This is a genomic window from Adhaeribacter radiodurans, from assembly GCF_014075995.1.
GTDB classification, from domain to species: Bacteria; Bacteroidota; Bacteroidia; order Cytophagales; family Hymenobacteraceae; genus Adhaeribacter; species Adhaeribacter radiodurans.
In genome coordinates this window covers 5,048,323-5,064,462 of record NZ_CP055153.1, presented here as the reverse complement: position 1 = coordinate 5,064,462, position 16,140 = coordinate 5,048,323, and the positions used below count along the sequence as shown (strand labels likewise).

At 39.3% G+C, this 16,140-nt stretch carries 10 protein-coding genes; 3 read left to right on the top strand and 7 right to left on the bottom strand.

All coding sequences use genetic code 11. From position 1 onward, the window contains the following. Nucleotides 1-504: 504 nt before the first annotated feature. Nucleotides 505-2,784 carry a TonB-dependent receptor gene (locus HUW48_RS20125; protein WP_182412652.1) on the top strand — a complete coding sequence of 760 codons (2,280 nt, stop codon included), beginning with the start codon at nucleotides 505-507 and terminating at the stop codon, nucleotides 2,782-2,784. A 109-nt stretch (nucleotides 2,785-2,893) separates the two neighbouring features. Here HUW48_RS20125 and HUW48_RS20120 read toward each other — a convergent pair whose 3' ends face one another. From HUW48_RS20120 to HUW48_RS20090, 7 genes are all read right to left on the bottom strand, one after another. Continuing rightward, on the bottom strand, nucleotides 2,894-4,174 hold the full coding sequence (locus tag HUW48_RS20120; RefSeq protein ID WP_182412651.1) for a M16 family metallopeptidase: 1,281 nt from the start codon (nucleotides 4,172-4,174) through the stop codon (nucleotides 2,894-2,896). Nucleotides 4,175-4,182: 8 nt separating this feature from the next. After that, on the bottom strand, nucleotides 4,183-5,313 hold the full coding sequence (porV, locus tag HUW48_RS20115) for a type IX secretion system outer membrane channel protein PorV (protein ID WP_182412650.1): 1,131 nt from the start codon (nucleotides 5,311-5,313) through the stop codon (nucleotides 4,183-4,185). A 46-nt stretch (nucleotides 5,314-5,359) separates the two neighbouring features. Beyond that, complete coding sequence (porU, locus tag HUW48_RS20110) at nucleotides 5,360-8,824, bottom strand: type IX secretion system sortase PorU (RefSeq protein ID WP_182412649.1); 3,465 nt, start codon at nucleotides 8,822-8,824, stop codon at nucleotides 5,360-5,362. A 109-nt stretch (nucleotides 8,825-8,933) separates the two neighbouring features. Further along, the gene (gene purS / locus HUW48_RS20105; RefSeq protein ID WP_182412648.1) at nucleotides 8,934-9,185 is read right to left on the bottom strand and encodes a phosphoribosylformylglycinamidine synthase subunit PurS; all 252 of its coding nucleotides are present in this window, start codon (nucleotides 9,183-9,185) and stop codon (nucleotides 8,934-8,936) included. Beyond that, on the bottom strand, nucleotides 9,182-9,892 hold the full coding sequence (pssA, locus tag HUW48_RS20100; protein WP_182412647.1) for a CDP-diacylglycerol--serine O-phosphatidyltransferase: 711 nt from the start codon (nucleotides 9,890-9,892) through the stop codon (nucleotides 9,182-9,184). Before pssA ends, purS begins: the two co-directional genes overlap by 4 nt. 125 nt (nucleotides 9,893-10,017) lie before the next feature. Beyond that, nucleotides 10,018-10,653: an MBL fold metallo-hydrolase gene (locus HUW48_RS20095; protein ID WP_182412646.1), complete on the bottom strand. Its 636-nt coding sequence runs from the start codon at nucleotides 10,651-10,653 to the stop codon at nucleotides 10,018-10,020. 163 nt (nucleotides 10,654-10,816) lie between these two features. Next, entirely contained in the window at nucleotides 10,817-11,404 is a 588-nt protein-coding gene (locus tag HUW48_RS20090; protein ID WP_182412645.1) for an O-methyltransferase, read from the bottom strand. A 382-nt stretch (nucleotides 11,405-11,786) separates the two neighbouring features. Here HUW48_RS20090 and HUW48_RS20085 point away from each other — a divergent pair, with 382 nt between their 5' ends. Then, the gene (locus HUW48_RS20085; protein WP_182412644.1) at nucleotides 11,787-12,860 is read left to right on the top strand and encodes an NAD(P)/FAD-dependent oxidoreductase; all 1,074 of its coding nucleotides are present in this window, start codon (nucleotides 11,787-11,789) and stop codon (nucleotides 12,858-12,860) included. 10 nt (nucleotides 12,861-12,870) lie between these two features. Then, complete coding sequence (locus HUW48_RS20080; protein ID WP_182412643.1) at nucleotides 12,871-16,131, top strand: TolB-like translocation protein; 3,261 nt, start codon at nucleotides 12,871-12,873, stop codon at nucleotides 16,129-16,131. The last annotated feature ends 9 nt before the right edge of the window (nucleotides 16,132-16,140 follow it).

Below are 16,140 nucleotides of genomic sequence, written 5' to 3'. Positions count from 1 at the left end.
TAGAAATACATGATTTCAAACGGCAGCTTCTACTTGAATTTAATTCTGAAGTGAAATTGCTAAGAACTATTTAATAGCATTTAGTACTTACTCTTAATAAATTCAATCCAATAAAAAAGGCTTCTCTTACTAGGGAAGCCTTTTTTATTGGATTGAATATTTACTTTTTAAATCTAGCATGATTAAGAAAAAAGACACAAGTATCAAGCTATTAAATGTTAGACTTTTATGTAGTTAACCGATTGAATTTTAGAATATTATTTCGAAGATATCAATATTGAATATAGTAAATTACTTTAGCCCATTAACTTAATAATATGGGATATAACAGAATTCAACTGCTGCTTTTTTCATAGATACTATTTTTGGGATTATTATAAATAGAAAACAATTATGTTACGTTTAACTTATTCTACACAACTACGTGAACTTTTAAAGCTATATTTGTTGCCTTTTAATTAAATGACGTAAAACGTAAAGTAACCAACAGGTACATATTAATTCATGAGAATATATTTAATAACATTTTTATTTATAGTTTTCATCACGTTTACAACTAAAGCCCAACAAACACTCTCGGGGAAAGTAACTGCAGCCAAAACTCAGCAACCTTTAATTGGAGCAACCATTAGTGTACCTGGAACTTCAACAGGAACAACAACCGATAGCAGAGGTGCATTTACTTTAACTTTACCATCTACTACCGATACGATTGTTGTTTCAATACTTGGGTATCAGACCAAATATATCAACCCAGATACTTTAGTAAATAATTCATTAATATCTTTAGACACAGACTTCCGGGCTTTACAAGAAGTAGTAATAACCGGGTATGCTACTAACCGTCCTCTTCAGCAAACCGCGGCTTCAGTGGGTTTATTAACTCCAAGAGAGCTGGAACGATATAATACTACCTCTCTGGTTCCAGCTCTAAATACTTTGCCGGGAGTGCGCATGGAGGAAAGAGCTACTGCCAGTTACCGTTTATCCATAAGGGGTAGTAGTTTACGGGCTCCATTTGGGGTACGTAACGTTAAAATGTACTTGAACGATGTGCCATTAGTAGAAGCAAATGGCACATTACCTCTTAACTTGCTCGATGCAGGTACTATTGGAAAAATTGAAGTGCTTAAAGGACCTGCTGGTAGCGTATATGGAGCGGGCACTGGAGGAACCGTACGATTAGAAACCATTCGTCCAAGAGCAGGAGAAAGTGCCTTAGAAATTGGTTCTATGGTTGGCTCTTACGGTTTAAAGCGCTATACCGCTACTGCCACTACCGCCTCCGAAACTTCTGGTTTCCTGGTGCGCTACGCTAAACAAGAGCTGGATGGCTACAGGCAACAAAGCGCCATGGATCGGGATGCAGTATTACTTACCGGGCAGTTTTATCCTTCTGATAAGCAAACATTTACTTTTCATACCTATTTTTCTGATTTGTATTATCAATTACCGGGCGCTCTTACCCGGGAACAATATGAAAGTAATCCTCGGGCAGCCCGGCAGGTAAATATTGATCAGAAAGCATCGCTTAAATTACAAGGCATAAACATAGGCTTGGCGCATCAGTACCAATTCAACGAACATTGGCGAAATAACACGTCCTTGTTTGGCGTATTTTCATTCTTAAATAATCCGTTTACCACGGATTACGAGCGAAATGCAAACCAGGCTTTTGGTGGGCGCACGCAAACAACCTATTCCACCTTAGTGGCGGAAAGGCTGCTAAGATTTACGGTAGGAGGCGAATTTCAGCATAGCTTCGTAAATTCTCGTCATTATCAAAATAGAGTGGGAGAACCAGGGAAGTTAAATTTTGACGACGAAGTAGCAGCTGATCAAGGTTTTGTTTTCGCTCAGGCAGAAGCTGATTTACCCGGCAACTTTATTCTTACTTTAGGAAGCAGCCTTAATTTTCTGCAGTATGATTTAACACGGGTTTCCAGTGCGGATACCACCAGTAATTATCGCAACCGCCGGTCGTTCAACCCGCAATTTTCACCCCGGTTAGGTTTACTAAAAGTTATTTCGCCGCAGCTTTCAGCCCATGGTAGTATTAGTGCCGGTTTCTCGCCTCCTACAGATGCCGAAATCCGTCCTTCGGATGGTAGCTTTAATACCCAACTGCAAGCCGAAAGAGGTTTAAATTATGAAGTTGGTTTGCGGGGAAACGCATTAAAACAAAAGCTGGTTTTTGACTTAGTAGGCTTTTGGTTTAAATTAAATGAAACGATCGTAAGCCGTACGAATGCGGCTGGCATTGTAGTTTTTGATAATGCGGGAGCGACCCGGCAACAAGGAATTGAAGCGGCGTTATCGTATGCATTTATTCAGGATTCCAGAAAACCAATTTCCTTTTTAAAAGTCTGGAGTACCTACGCTTATAGCCACTTCCGCTTCCGGGAATACCGTCAGAACGATTCAGATTATTCCGGTAATAAATTAACGGGTACCCCGCCGCACGTTTGGTTGGCTGGGTTGGATCTCGAAAGTAAACCTGGGTTTTACCTGAATGCAACTACCAACTACACTAATAAAATTCCGCTTAACGATGCTAATTCGGTTTACGCCGACTCTTACTTTTTACTAGGGGCGCGTGGTGGTATCCGGCGCAGTCTTGGCTTAAAATGGCAAACTGAAATTTACGGCGGGATAGATAATGCGCTAGATAAAACATATAGCTTAGGTAACGACTTAAATGGATTTGGTAGTCGTTATTTCCAGGCTGCTCCCGGTAGAAACTATTATGTTGGTTTACAGATAAAGTACTTGATTCGTAAATAATCGATAATTAACTAATACTAAAAACGAATCCGACTTACATCCAGTGTAAGAACCGGGTTTAAGTCGGATTTTAGTTTATTCGGTGGTGTTATTTAAAAGAAAAAATTTACTAATCCACTGGTTTGCCAACTACCGCTTCATAAAAGTTATCAAGAATATAGTATTGATTGGCAAGTAGGTTTAATTCTTGAGGTGTTATAGATTTGATGGCCTTAATATAATCCGAATAAAAAGTTAAAGGCAGATTATGCAAAATAATGTTTTTATACTTTTCCGCCTGATCAAATATGGTACTTAAATCATTAGCCAACTTGCCTAAAGTATAATTTTGTACAGTCTGAAGTTCTGAAAGTTCAACCGGCTCGTTCTTTAGTAAATTTACTTCTTTATAAATTTCATCTAACGTCTGCTGCGAATTTTGATAATTAACATCCGTACCGATGAAAAAAATAGTATGATGTTCTTTCGCCAAAATAGAAGAGTAAATGCCGTAAGTAAAGCCTTTGTCTTCCCGGATATTTTTCATTAATCGGGAGCCGAAATAACCTCCTAGTATTTTATTTAATAAGGCTAGTTTATGATAGTACGGGTGGTTCATGGCCGGCCAGGCACTACCCACCCGTACTGAGGATTGTAAACTATCTTCTTTTACTAAAAAATCTTTCTTAATGGTACCGGCAGGCTTGTATTCCTTCGTCAATGCTGGTTCTCCTTGGATGCTGGAACTGCCAAACAGACTTTCTACTTTTGAAATATCTACCGAACTAAAATCACCACAAATAAAAATTTCAGCTTCTGAAAGATTGTAATAAGTGTTATAAAATTCTTTTACTTCTGGTAAAGTAGTTTGACTTAGAATGACCTCATCCATACCGGTAGTGTAAGGATGGCTAGGGCCATAAATATTGCGAGTGAAAAGTTGATTAGCTAAATAGGCGTTTTTCTTTTTTTCAACGCTGATATTCTGGATAGTACGAATTTTAAGTAATTCGAACTCTTTCTCCGGAAACGTTGGCGCATACAGTATTTCGGCGAGTAAATTAACTAACGGTTCGAAATGTTTAGTAAGCGTATACAGCGTAATAGAAGTCCGATCAAAACCTTGATTACTCTCCAGCGAGGCTCCGTATAAAGCAATTATATCTGCAATTTGCCGGGCTGAGTATTGTTGAGTACCTTCCAACAACATTTTAGCGGCTAAGTAAGATACCCCATTATAAGGCTCGTACCACTTACCCGCTTTTAGAACAATCTCGAATTTTAGAATGGGTTGTGTGGCATTATGGATGCGGTGCAATCGACTACCATTCGGGAAAGTAATTATCTCGGCAGGTGGTAATTGTACAGCAGAAATTTCTTTTAAAGCTGGAGCTTGGGTTCGGTTAAGCATGCAATTAATTACTCAGTTGGAACAGTAGTACCATCTTCATTACTTAAGTTAAAGTGCAAAGTAAAACGAAGAGTACTTGCTAAAGGATTGCTTCTATCGCCGTTAGGAACAAGGTAAGCAAAATCAATCCCGAATTTTTGATACCGGATACCTGCTCCCAAACTTAAGTAATGACGATCACCTTTATTAGGGCTTTCGTAAAAGTAACCCAAACGGGCAGCAAATAACTGATTATACCAATATTCTAAACCAGTATTTAACACTACTTCCTGCATTTCTTCGCTAAAGCCGCCAGGAGCATCGCCAAAGGAAGAGAATATAGCACTAGGAACACTCTGGCCGCTGTTAGCACCCAAAGAAGGTACTAATAACTTATTGGCATCTACAGCGAGCGTTAAGGTATTATAAGGGTCTAGCTCCATGGTAAAAGCTGTTCCCAATTTTAAGTTGGTAGGCAAAAAATCTTTACGGTCGGCATTAACATAATTTATTTTAGCTCCGATATTGGATATATTCCCGCCTAAAGCCAGGTTATAATTACGGGCACCAATAGTAAGATCTTTATTATAATAAATACCAATATCGGCCGCCACAGAATTACCGGGTTTGGAATCGTTAATGCCCGCAGAGAGGTTAGAGTGAATAAAACGAGCACCAATACCTAAGCTTAAGTTCTCGCTTAATTGTTGGCCGTAACCAAAACTTACAAAATATTCCTTCGGATTAAATTGTTGAACGGGATTCCCCTGTTCATCGGTAAACTGAATATCTCCTAAGTCAAAATACATTAGAGAGGCCGAAAAAGCCGAACGCTCACTTACTTTCTTAACCCCCGATAAATAAGAAATAGACATATCATTGATGATATTGCGCAACCAGGGAGAATAAGACGCACTCGCACTAAAATCGGTGGTAATAAATCCAAGTTTTGCCGGATTCCAAAAAGCGGCATTATTATCGGGTGAGGTGGCCACTCCGGCGTCGCCCATTCCAGCTGCCCTTGCATCTGGAGCTATCGTTAAAACTGGTACGGCAGTGGTTACAACGTTTGAGCCAGTGAACTGGGCCTGCGACGAATAAGAAATAAAGAAAGAACCAACCGTTAAGGCAGTTGCCAATTTTTTGAAAATTTTAGTCATATTAGGGTTAACAGTTTTAACACGAAATATATAGTATTTGATAATATTAATTCAATAAAATGAGCTTTTGGGTTTTGGACGCTGTTGAACCATCAAGATTGGAACGAACAGTTAGAACATAAATATATAATCCTTTAGCTAAAGCTTGTTTATTTTCCTTCCGACCATCCCAAGTAATAGCATTGAAATGCGGTTTACTGGCAAAACTGGTGCCAGTTAATGTTTTTACTAAGGTACCAGTAATAGAAAATATATTAATTTCTATATTTAGATTATCACCCTGCCGGTTATGATCAAACTGAAAAGTAGTTTGATTATACATGGGGTTAGGATAATTGAATACCTTATCCAGCGCTAGTTGCTTAGAATCAGCAACTTCAAACTCAATCTTGCTTTCTGCTGAGTTATTATACGTGTCCCAGGCTTTAACGCTTATCTGGTGTTTACCAACGGATAAATTTGATAAAGGATATCGAACCTGACCTGTCTGATAGTTATCTGTTTCGGCGGTGAAATAGTTATTTAAGTTAATGGACTGCTTTTTATCTCCATCTAGCACAGCGGTTATTTCATGACCAATGCCAATGCCCGTAGTATTAATTCCATTTTCATCGGTAATATGAGCAAGTAAAGTAGTAGTAGATCCCGTTAAGCCACCCGATTTAAATGTTTCATCATCCATAAATAAACCAATGTTAGGTGGCTGATTATCAGAAGTACTGTTAGGGTTAGCTCCGCCAACAATAATATTGGCATAAGCTCCCTGAGCATCGGTAGTACCCGAATAAGCATAAAAACTAACTTTACCGTTGCCCAAATTGTAGGCTATATCTTTAGGAACCATAAAAGAAATGGAAAATAATCCTGCATTTACTGATGCCGTTCCATCATAAATTATGTTTTCGCGTACAGGTACGGCCCTTACGTTACTAACGCCGTTTGCACTTTCGTCGCCGAGGGTATTTATTTGAGTTTCTTTTTCGTATACAATTACCTGCACCAAACCGTTAAAAGAATCTACTATTGCTTGATTGTTATTTTTAATGCTGCCCGCAAAGGTAATCTTAGTTAAGGCTTTTAAGGTATCAATACCAGCGCTTATATCGGTGCCATTTACTTTATCTAAACTTACCTGCAAATTGGGGTACGCCAAACGCATAGATGGGTCGCCGAGTAAAGCAAAATTCCGGTTGTTAACCTGCGACAAACTTCTATTTTTGGTTAAACGTAACACATCACCTAAACGTGGCATCTGACCGTTTAGAGGCGTGAATGCTATTTCAAAAAAGTTTTTGTTTAATACCCGGTTTCCACCCGCATATACCGGCCGGGTAGTGGAAATAAGACCAATTGCTCCGCCATTTTCATTAATTAAGGCATACTCGGCACCAGATGAACGGGCTGGATCGTCGTAGCGGCCAAATTCGCAAGTGGCGGTTATTAAAAATGCCAGTTTATCTTTATTTTTCCAATTAGTAATTTGAGGGATGGTTACGATTTTTTCCTGAGCTAACGTGGTTTCTCCGCCGTGCCCGGTATAGTTTACGATTAATGCCCCACGTTCTACTGCTTGATCAATGCTTTTATTGGCATCCGGAGAGAGTTGCCCACTAGCGCCATTTTCTTGTTTAAACATATCCAGATAAACTTTATGGATATTAAAAACCGGTTGATTCAGTTTCATGTAATCGGCCAGAAATTCAGCGTCGCGTAGGTGTTCAGTACCATCGCCATCGTCAGCGGCTAATACCAGACGATTTCGCCAGTTGCCGAAGGTTTTGGGATCGTTGTAATGAATAAGTTTGGTTACAATAATTTCAGCTTCCAGAATGGTATGTACCGGTAAACGGCCTACTCCAATATCCATTAAGTCAGGATTCGAAAAATCGCTTTCATCCCAGAAACCTTCGGTATCATCCAAAAAACCAAAATAATCTTCGGAAGAATAACTTTCTAATGGATCTAAGGATTCGCGCGATTGGTAAGTAGGTACATAGTTGGTGTTATTTAGCGTGCGGTTTTTCGGATTATTTGTATTCGCTGATTTGTAATCATAGGAAGCATCGCCCAATAATAATAAGTTTAAGGTTTTTTCAGGAGCTTTGGGGCTGCGCTCATATATCATTTTCATAAAATCGCGAATAGCCGAAATATCCTGCGCTCCCGATGAAAACTCGTTATAAACTTGTTGAGTGGTCACAACATTTACCTGTAGGCCATCATTCGTTTGCCGGTGCGTTGCTAGCCGTTCAGCTTGCGGTAAAAAAGCCGGATGCGTAATAATTACCAGATCTGTTTTGCCGTCTTTGTTTAAAGCGTGCAAATTTTGATTAGGCATTATTCCTACGAAAACCGGTGCAGGAAAATCTTGCCCCGTAAAAGCAATAAACTCTTTTAAGGAATCGGTTGCAACAGTAAAGCTAGCCGTAGAACTTGTAAATGTTAAAGCAGGTACTACTGGGCGGGTTGGACGGGTAATATCCCAGATAGTTGCCCCAACTGGCATGTCGGCCACTTTAAACGTAGAAACTGCTCCCGGATAAATATTTTGCAAAGAGCGAAAATCGGTTTGATTACCAGATAGTTTTAATTGCCTTTCTGCTAGTATTTCTAAATAATCCAGGTAGCCTAAAGCAGCGGCATTGCCGGCAATGTTATACGTAAGGCTTATTTTAAGTTCGTTGGCATTTGAAACTGTGATGCCCTTTTTCTCAAAAGTGCCTACCTGTAAAACACCTACAGGATGGTAATCGAAGTTGCCCCGGCCGGCAATAGAAAGCGTGCCAATGGCGGTATTATTTAGTTTTAAATCGAAAGAACTATTAGTAGGAGAATCGCCGACAACCGCAGCTTTTACCTGCACGATTGAGTTGGGCAGAATATCCGTAATAGGAAAATTAAAATCACGGGTTAAGGTAAAAGAACTAAATTCTTCGCCTACCCAATTACGGCCCGATAATAATTTGTTTTTTAAATCAACCTCATGGAAAATTCTTCCCACGTAAGAGTTTATGGTAGCAGTGGCACCTGTAAGCAGGGCTTGTTCATTTATCCGCAAACCGGTAGTTTCGCCAATTTGTAAAAAATAGTAAGCTGTATCAGAATAAGTATTGAACTCGTGCCGGAAGGTTTGTTGATTAGCATCTAAGCGCCAGGTATGCGGCCCTTGGCCGTAGAAGAGAATGTAATCTTCCGAATCAAATTTCCCGTCACTTTCGCCGACCACGTAAATAGCATTTTCGATTAAATCGTCGGGGCGAAGAGTAGCATTAAGTTGAGGCAGCATGCCCCCGCCATTACCAAAAAGGCGGATATTTTTGGGATTTAGGTTAGCAGTTACAATCCCCATGTTTTGCAAAGCAGCTTTATCTAACTTGTACAAACCGCTACCAGGAATTCCTATCGTATACCAGGTGCCATTACTTAACACGGAAGCATCAGCATAATGACTCTGACCAAAAGTGGTAAGGGACAAAAGGAAAAGTAAAAAGCTAGTTATGCTTTTAAGCATATATCCCAAAGGTATTAACAGATAATCTTATAAACCGGAATAGTATAAGATTATCTGTGTTCAGTTCTAATTATACAATAATGAACTGCAAAGAGCACTGTATTATTGCTTAATTAGCAATAAGTTGGTACGAATACGACTCCATGATCAAATTGGCAAGCAATTTCTTGCAGGCCGTTTCCACTTTCTCCTGAGCCGCTGTCTCGTTTTCAGCTTCTAAGGCTAAGGTTATGTGTTTGCCAATACGTACATCGGCTACCTGCTCTAAACCTAAATGTTCCAGGCCCAGCATTACTGCTTTACCTTGTGGATCCAATAATTCGGCGTGGGGCATTATATCAATTTCTGCCGTAAATTTCATGAGTAAGATGGTTTTATTAAGGATAAAAGTATATACAAAACAATTATAACCGGAATGGCTGCAAATTTAAGCAGAAAGAGCAAGGGTAAAGCAATTATTAAAAAAATAAACCGGATAGAATTATCTTTCCAAGTGAAATTCTTGAATTTAAGCGCAAACAAAGGAATTTCGGCTACCATTAAGTAACTCATAATTAAAGTTAAAACGCTTAAAGTAACGGGGTTTAAAATAAAGTAGTGCAAGTTAAATAAGTCGTTATCTAAGATGAGCGGCAAAGAACTAATTAAAAGTGTATTGGCCGGAGTAGGTACGCCAATAAAGGAAGTAGTTTGTCGCGAATCAATGTTAAATTTTGCTAACCGTAGCGCCGAAAAAATAATTATTAAAAAAGCAAAGAAGGGAAATAATTCCATTGTCAGCAGCGAGGCCGATTCGGAAGAACGAATGGCTTTTTGCATTAACTTAAACATAATAACGCCGGGTAGCACCCCAAACGAAACCATGTCGGCCAGCGAGTCCAGTTGCTTGCCTATTTCGGAGTACGCGTGGAGCAGACGAGCAATCATACCATCTAAAAAATCAAATATGGCGGCCAGATAAACCAAATAAGCGGCAAAAGCTAAACTGTCCTGAAAGGCCGCAAAAATAGCCACACAACCCGTAAATAAGTTTAAGCAGGTAATAGTATTCGGAATTAATTTTTTCATGTTTGTTATAACAAGATAGGGAAAGCAGCAAAAGGTTTAAATTCTAATCTGATTTTTAAATACTACTCGCCCAACCTTTAGTAAATGTAAAAAGCTTAGAACTTAAATTCTTTTACCTGAAAAGTTTAACGCAGAAAAGGGTTGAATTTTTTTTCTTCGCCAATGGTAGTACTAGGTCCATGACCCGGATAAACGGTTACCGAATCGGGTAAAGTAAATAATTTTGTTTTAATACTTTGAATAAGGATTTGGTAATTGCCGCCGGGTAAATCGGTGCGCCCAATGCTACGGTTAAACAAAACGTCGCCCCCTATTACCTGTTCCGACGGAGCATGGTAGAAAACAACATGACCGGGAGCGTGGCCGGGCGTAAATAATATTTGTAGTTCAGTATTTCCAAACTGTAATAATTCGCCTTCTTTTAAATATTTAGTAGGTAATAGTTCTTGGTAGCGGGTAAAGCCGTAACTGGGCGCATATACTGCTACTGCTCGTAAAGTAGGTAAATCTGCTTCGTGAATTACTAAATCTACCTTATATTTATCTGAAATAAACTTGTTACCCAGCACATGATCTACATGGCAATGCGTATTTACCAGTTGCTTTATGTGTAAACCTTGTGCCGCAACAAAACTAGTTAATTCCTCTTGTTCGCTTTTATCGTAGCATCCCGGATCGATAACAATGCATTCTTTGGTTTCGTCGTGTAACAAATAGGTGTTTTCGGAGAAAGCATTAAAGGTAAAGGTGGTAACGTTCATTTTTATATAATTCAGAATATTTCCTGCTTATTTCCAGTAGTGGTACAAACTATAGGCTATTAGAATAAAATATGAGTTTAACGTTGTAAATAACGAAAAAAAAATACGCGTGCTAAAGGTGTAAAGTATGGATTTTGTCAAAATAAGATTCCGCATTTACTTATTAATTTTTCCATTTAGTAAATATCATCAGGCCCGTTGACCAATCTAAGGTAGTAAATACAAAGTTCTGTTTTTGTCTTAAAGTGGTTAACAAAATGTCTACTTTTTCCGGGTGACCAGCAGGCCAATTAGGTTGAGGTAATAAATCATCAATAATATAAAAACCACCTACTTTAACTAAAGCCAGGGTTTCGTCTAAGGCATAGAATTTACCAGGCCAAGCATCCGCAAAAATTAAATCAAATAATGGCCCATCATAAGTTTTGAGCCATTCGTTACCATCAGTGCAACTAAAGGTTATTCTTTTATCATTAGCAAAAGCATTTATGGCAACTTGCTGGTAAGTGGCTTCATTATCAATTGATAAAATAGTAGATTTTAAATCGGCACCAGCGGCTAACCAAGCTAAAGATAAACCAGTACCCGTACCAATTTCCAGGAAATTACCCTGGGGTTTAGCTGCTGCGAGAGTGCGCAGCAAGGAACCGGTTCTTAAATCCGAGAACATGTTAAACTGCAAAGCCTCGCTCTGTTGTTTTATTTCTGCGTACTGGGGCGGTAGCGTGATAGCTTCCTCAAAGGTGAGCATGTTCTATTTAGTTTTAGTTTGTATCTATTTTGCTTTTGCTTGCCGTGGAAGAATCAGTTAAGATTGTTTTCGACTATCCAACCGCCAAAGATAAACGTTTGCTTAAACTTTAAAAGTTGGATCAAAACCAGCCGCGTGTAAAAGCTCCTGTAATCTTACTTCGGAAACAAAATTAATTTAATCGGGGTATCAAATCTTTATTCCTGTATCATAAACAAATGCTCTTTCTCCGGCAAATACCTCGATATTTTTCATTTGTAATCCGGAAAATATTGGTTATAATAGAACAAGGAAATTGCAGTACGTACCAGCCAGGTAATAATATCTTAATAACTTGGCTGGAATTTACAAAATTCAAAATACTTGTAGTATATTCCCTCAGATGGTTTATGATTTTATTATTGTTGGGCATGGATTAGCAGGGGGCATTTTAGCTCGTACTTTAAGCCGGAAAGGTTATAAATTAATTGTTTTTGATACCTATAAGGCTAATTCGGCCTCGCGGGTGGCAGCCGGATTAATTAACCCAATAGCAGGTAAACGATTTGCTAAATCCTGGTTAGCCGAAAAACTGGTGCCTTTTGCCATTAACTTTTATCAGGAACTTGAGCAGGAATTAGGTATTCCGTTTTGGCATTCATTACCTATTTTAAAGTTGTTTTCGTCTGTTGAGGAACAAAATACCTGGATGGGGAAAAGCACGAACCCGGCCTTGCACGAATTTATTAAGGATGTTCATTTGCACTTACCACCTTCGGAAGCTATTTATCAGGAATTTGGAGCCGTTGAAACAGCCCAGAGCGGGTATTTAGAGGTAAATCTATTTTTAGATATCTTACTAACAGAATTGGAAAAACAACATGATTTGGTAAAAGCACCTTTCGATTATAATAACTTGCAGATAAGGCCGGATTTTATTGCCTATTCTCTGGAAAATAATACTATAAAGGCTCAAAAAATCGTTTTTTGTGAAGGATATAAAGCCATTGAAAATCCGTATTTTAATTGGTTGCCTTTTGCTCCGAACAAAGGCGAAGTTTTAGATATTAAAATCGATAATTTCTCGACGGAATGTATCTATAACAAAGCGGTTTACGTTCTTCCATTTGGTGCTAACCGGTATAAAGTAGGGGCCACCTATAACTGGCGGGAATTAAATGAAGAAGTAAGTTTAGCGGCTCTGACCGAATTAAGCGAGCATACTAAACATATAATAAAAAAGCCATTTGATGTAACAAATCAAAAGGTGGGCATCCGGCCGGCAGTGCGCGACCGGCGGCCATTAATGGGGTGGCATCCGGTACATTCAAATGTAGGAATTTTTAACGGTATGGGCTCGAAAGGAGTAATGATGGCACCCTACCTGGCTAAAAATTTTACTAAAAGTTTAACTGGAAGTACCCTGGAACCAGAGGCAGATATAGCCCGGTATTTAAAACATTTTAATAAGTATTAGAACACCTAGTATGAGTAACACTTCTAAACACATTTTTCCTTTTAGTTGGCAAAAGGTGATTTTACTGCTGCTAAGTACGTTTTACGTAACTCTAGCCGCTCAGGCGCAGAATCAGATTGTGGGGCAGGAAGCCTTTGGCAAAAACCGGATTCAGTATAAAAGCTTTAACTGGCAGTTTTACAGTACCCAAAACTTTAACGTTTACTTTTATAGTGGGGGCAAACAAGCTGCTATTTATACCGCTGAATACGCCGAAAAAGAGTTAAAGCGCATTACCAGCATTATCGGGTATTATCCGTATTCTAAAACCACACTTATTCTTTACAATTCTATTGCCGATTTACGCCAGAGTAACATTGGCTTGAACGACGACCGCTACCAGACTGGTGGCGAAACTATGTTCCTGAAAAATAAAGTAGAATTAGCCTTTGATGGTACCCAAACCCGGTTTAAGAAAAATATCAGCTATAATATTACCATGCTGCTCCTGAACGATATGATGTACGGAGGCAGTTTAAAGGAAGTATTACAAAGCAGCTACCTGCTTAAATTACCCGATTGGTTTATTACCGGTGCGGCCACTTATATTACCGAAGGTTGGAACGTGGATATGGACAATTACATGCGGGATATGGTTACCAAAACCAAAAATAAAAAGCCCGAAGCTTTGTTTGTCCGTAACCAGCAATTAGCCGGACAATCGGTGTGGAATTATATTACCGAGCGTTATGGCTATACTTCTATCCAGAATATTCTGAACCTGACGCGTATTACCCGCGATGTAGAGATTGGAATATCCAGTAGTTTAAATATTCCGTACCGCCGTTTTGTGCGCGATTGGAGCAATTATTATCTGCAAATGAATAGCATTACCAGTACTCGCTTAAATCCGGTAGATGCAAATCGGCAATTATTTAAGAAAAACCGGAAAGATAACGTTTATAGCGAGCCCGTATTTACGCCTAATGGCACCAAACTCGCATACGTAGAAAATGACCGGGGCCAGTATGAAATTAAATTATACGACATTGCGAAACGCCGGGTAAGAACAATCCGGAAAGGTGGTTATAAAACGCCAGACCAGCAAATTGATACCAAAATGCCTTTACTCGCCTGGAAGTCCAACACCCAGTTGGGTATTGCCGAAGTAAAAAGAGGCGTTATTACTTTATCGAGCTATTATTTAGACCGACGTAATTTTTCTATTTCCAAGATGATTAAATCTATTTTAGGTAAACCCGAAGGAACTCTAAATCAGTTTACTCAGATTCTGGATATGGATTACTCCGATGATGGTAAAATGCTGGTGATGAGTGCTGTGCGCGATGGTAAAAGTGATATATTCTTGTATAGGGGCCGGAAAGCAGAACAAATAACGAACGATTTATACGACGATCGCAACGCTGTTTTCATGAAAGGTAATCAAGGATTGATATTTTCCTCGAACCGTTTTCTGGATTCTACAGGTTCAGTAGTACCGCAATTTGATAAGATTGTTAATAATTTTGACATTTATTACTACGACTTAAATAAACAAGGTTTTGCCTTTAAACAGCTTACCCGATCTATTTCCAACGAATCTAATCCAAGGCCTTTAGATGAGCAAAGCTTTTTGTATTTAGGCGAAGAGAGCGGCGTGCGTTCGTTATATCGGTATAATTTGGCATCTGGGCAAAATGAACGGGTATCGGCGTTTTTACAAAATATTAAAAGCTTCGATTTTAATCCAAATAACAATAACCTAACTTTAATAGCCGCCGACCGTGACCGGGATTTTGTGTATATGTTTCCGGGATTCAGTTTCCAGACAAATCCGGAATTTAAAACCGTACGGCAACAAACACTGGAGCAACGTTCTATCCGTCCCGCAGCTACCGTAAATAAAGAGGCTACCCAACCTACCCAACCTGCCGCACCAATAGATACTGCGCAAAAAACTACCACTGATACGAAAGAGATTGCCAAAGATAAAGCAGTAGATACTCGTAATTACGAATTTGAAACCGATCAGCAAAAACCTGCCCGGCCTAGAAGTATAACTGGAGCTCGTTCGGCACAATCCCAAATCCAAACCACAGAAGCGGTACAACTAGCCGGTCCTGTACAATACGATCTGCGGTTTAGTATAAATAAATTAATTACTTCAGTGTATCAGGATCCGTTAATGGGCTTTGGAATTGTGGCCGAAGTGGGTATGTCGGATATGTTTGAAGATCACCGGATTCGGGGTGGGGTATTTTTACTGACCGATTTACGATCCAGTAATTTTTACGCGGAATACAGTAACCTGAAACACCGGTACGATTTACGGGTATCTTACCAGAAGCAAAGTATTTTTACATCGTACCAAACCAAAGATTTGCGCTATGGTCGCCACGAATTTACGCCGGCGCTCATTTACCCGCTAACTCATAGTTTAAGCGTGCGACTGCTACCAAAGTTTGTCCACACAAAATATGCGGTAACCAATGTATTGGCCGAAGCCGATAGCGTAATGGATTTTGCCGGTGGTGGAGCGGAAGTTGTTTTTGATAATTCCGTAACTATGGGAGTAAACATGTACGAAGGTACCCGCATGAAAGCTGGTATTATGACTTTGCGTGGCTTAGATAATAAACGGGATGGATTTAATAAATTTTACCTGGATTTACGGCATTACCAGAAAGTGCATCGACAAATTGTTTTTGCCAATCGGTTAACATACGGTCATTATTTCGGGCAATCACCTAACAGATTTATTTTGGGAGGTATGGATAACTGGTTGTTTTCTTCTTACGATGATAACGGTCCTTCCATTTATAATGGCACACCGCCCAGGCCCGCCGAACTGTTCTTTTTGCAGTTTGCTACCAATATGCGCGGGTTTAAATACAATGCCCGGAATGGTACCTCTGCCTTATTGCTGAATTCTGAATTACGTATTCCTATTATTCAATACTTGTTTAAAGATTCGCCCATTGGTTCTGGGTTCTTCCGTAATCTTCAGTTTACCGGTTTCACCGATATTGGATCAGCTTACACTGGCGTGAGTCCGTTTAATCGTAAAAACTCATACAATACCCAGGTGTTAGGTGGTAACCAAGGCGAATTTAATACAAATCCATTCCAGGCAACTGTAGTAAACTACCGCAATCCATTCTTATTTGGTTATGGAGCCGGGGTACGTACCACTTTACTAGGTGTTTACGGAAAGGCCGATATTGCCTGGGGGAAAGAGAACTTTAAAGATACCGGGCCAATCATTTACCTTACTTTAGGCTATGATTTTTAAAAGCTGCTT

Coding starts and splice junctions, on each gene's coding strand:
- pssA (WP_182412647.1), bottom strand. CDS start 9,892: ATGAAAAAATTAATTCCGAATACTATTACCTGCTTAAACTTATTTACG.
- porV (WP_182412650.1), bottom strand. CDS start 5,313: ATGACTAAAATTTTCAAAAAATTGGCAACTGCCTTAACGGTTGGTTCT.
- HUW48_RS20125 (WP_182412652.1), top strand. CDS start 505: ATGAGAATATATTTAATAACATTTTTATTTATAGTTTTCATCACGTTT.
- HUW48_RS20080 (WP_182412643.1), top strand. CDS start 12,871: ATGAGTAACACTTCTAAACACATTTTTCCTTTTAGTTGGCAAAAGGTG.
- HUW48_RS20085 (WP_182412644.1), top strand. CDS start 11,787: ATGGTTTATGATTTTATTATTGTTGGGCATGGATTAGCAGGGGGCATT.
- HUW48_RS20095 (WP_182412646.1), bottom strand. CDS start 10,653: ATGAACGTTACCACCTTTACCTTTAATGCTTTCTCCGAAAACACCTAT.
- purS (WP_182412648.1), bottom strand. CDS start 9,185: ATGAAATTTACGGCAGAAATTGATATAATGCCCCACGCCGAATTATTG.
- HUW48_RS20120 (WP_182412651.1), bottom strand. CDS start 4,174: ATGCTTAACCGAACCCAAGCTCCAGCTTTAAAAGAAATTTCTGCTGTA.
- HUW48_RS20090 (WP_182412645.1), bottom strand. CDS start 11,404: ATGCTCACCTTTGAGGAAGCTATCACGCTACCGCCCCAGTACGCAGAA.
- porU (WP_182412649.1), bottom strand. CDS start 8,824: ATGCTTAAAAGCATAACTAGCTTTTTACTTTTCCTTTTGTCCCTTACC.